2 protein-coding genes are annotated in these 1,587 nt (G+C 55.8%); both read right to left on the bottom strand.

Annotated features, from left to right (window positions below; genetic code table 11):
- Positions 1-365 (bottom strand): hypothetical protein (locus tag A3AY_RS36900; RefSeq protein WP_040669661.1); only part of this gene is annotated, 365 nt, incomplete at its 3' end.
- Between the two features lies 1 nt (position 366).
- Positions 367-1,587: hypothetical protein (locus tag A3AY_RS40005; RefSeq protein WP_018330168.1), on the bottom strand; the 1,221-nt coding region annotated here is incomplete at its 5' end.

Raw genomic sequence — 1,587 nt, 5'->3', positions numbered from 1 at the left:
TGCCTATCTTTCGGCTGCTCCGTCGCGACCTTGGGAAAGGAAGCCCGGGGTGACCACAGGCCGAAATAGAAGCCGCAACGCGGAAGGGCCTTCTCGTAATCCCAACGGCACCACAGCGCGGCAATACCGGCATCTTCCTTGGCTGGCGGGGTTAGAAAGATGACTTTATCTTCGGCGAACTCGCTCTTGGGACCACCGTGCATCAGGTGGGTCTCCAGCTCGTTCTTGGATATCGAGGAAAATTTCGCCTTGGCGGCGCGCGAAGCTTTCTGTGAAGCGTTCGGATCGCGCCGTTCCCACTCCTGACCTTTCGTCAGGAGGATATCGAGGACATAGCACATGGCCTTCTGCTCGTCGGTCGCCATATCAATCCGTCCCAAACGCGAAGCGACGCTGAGGCGCGTACCGAATTTTTTCGAAGCGCTTTGCGAAGCGTCGATCGTACGGGTTGTGAAACCCTGCGCGAAACTCCACAGCGTCGTCGAATTTCGCGAACGAGGATGCATCCTCCAGGAAGACGAAGTCGGGAAGCAATGCGAAATCGAAAGCGTGTCTAGCCTCCCGAATCTGATCGGACTGCTCGATCCGCCTCCACCAGAAAGCCGGCCTGTCGAGCCAGGCGGATGCTTCGAATACGGCATCCTTGGGAACGATGTCCTTAAGTTTGGTGAGATCGCCACCGACCGCAGCGTTCCAAGCGTCGATGTCGTCGATATCACCCTCGAAAAGGAAAGGACACCGATGGAGAAGGTGTGGCAGATCCACCAGTACATCCTGCGGACCAAGTACCTCTCGCTCCAACCACTTCGCGACCCTGGATGCGGCAATTCTTGCGCAGGCATCGACGTCCTTTTCCACAAGCGCCTCGGAGTCGCTGGTATCCACGGCAGAGGAATTGTCGCCAATGAAATCGAAGAATGTCACTTTCGACAACTCTTCATAGACCGATGCGTCTGGTGCGAGGAAACCGAACGCCGTATCGGAAAGCCTGCTCGCATCGATTCCCTTCATTCCCAGGACGTCCAAGATCGGCAATTTTAGATTTCCTTCGACTTTTAAAAAGTCGACACGCGATCTGAAGTTGCTTGCCGATTTGTGAAGGACCGGCCAGTACCACGGCCGAAATTGGTCCCACGGCGCTTCCTTCCAAAGGCCAGGTGTGGCGATCAACTCACCGTCGACATTCAAGTCGGCAAAGCTCTCTAGATGGCCCCGCAGACCGAGATCGAATTGAGCCTCGAGGAACTGATTGAGCACGACCACAATGCCGCATTCTGAAAACACTCGCGCTAATCTCGCGACACCTTCCCCCGTATACCGGGTCTTTTTATCGTCGACATGTATGAGATCGTAGTCGATGATCAGCACATCGATCTCGTCGAACAGGCATGGATCGTCAGGCCGAGGTTCTTTGGCGCGCAAAGCCGCTCGACGGGCGAGCAGTACCTTTATCGCTTTTTCGATTTCGGCGGTCGGCGGAACGGGCTGCATGTCGTAGACCGTGGCATCGATCGTTTCGACGATTTCCCGTACCCAGGTTTCGGCGGCGTCTGGCTCGTCGTCGCAGATTAGAACCTTATAGCTCAT

Source organism: Rhizobium giardinii bv. giardinii H152 (assembly GCF_000379605.1).
Taxonomy (GTDB): domain Bacteria; phylum Pseudomonadota; class Alphaproteobacteria; order Rhizobiales; family Rhizobiaceae; genus Pararhizobium; species Pararhizobium giardinii.
This window is presented reverse-complemented; position numbering and strand designations above follow the sequence as displayed.